This is a genomic window from Hymenobacter sediminis, assembly GCF_003231285.1.
In the GTDB taxonomy this organism is placed as follows: domain Bacteria; phylum Bacteroidota; class Bacteroidia; order Cytophagales; family Hymenobacteraceae; genus Hymenobacter; species Hymenobacter sediminis.
This window is the reverse complement of sequence record NZ_QKNS01000057.1, coordinates 1-278: the sequence shown is the minus strand read 5'-3', so window position 1 is coordinate 278 and position 278 is coordinate 1. Positions and strand designations below refer to the sequence as shown.

1 protein-coding gene is annotated in these 278 nt (G+C 51.8%); it reads left to right on the top strand.

Annotation, left to right across the window (positions count from 1 at the left end; genetic code table 11):
• Window positions 1–29: 29 nt before the first annotated feature.
• The coding region (locus DNI29_RS23945; protein WP_133255757.1) for a hypothetical protein at window positions 30–278 on the top strand (249 nt) is incomplete at its 3' end.

The following is a 278-nucleotide window of genomic DNA, read 5'->3' as shown; positions in this document are numbered from 1 at the left end:
ACTTACTGCTTCACCAAACTTCTTTCGAGATGGGGAAATTATCTGGATGGATGACGCTGCTGGCCTTCATTGCGTGCTTTCGTCTGGCGGTTAACAGCCAGGCGCAAACCGAAAAGCGCATCGTCATTACCGCCATTATGCCCAGCGTAAACACCGGTCAGGACTATTCGCCCTGGCTGAACGATGACCTGAATGACCTAGTCCGCAACCACTGGGTTCCCACTAACTTCCCGTACGTCGATGTTACGCTAAAGTTGGCTGAGCCCACTTCTATTACC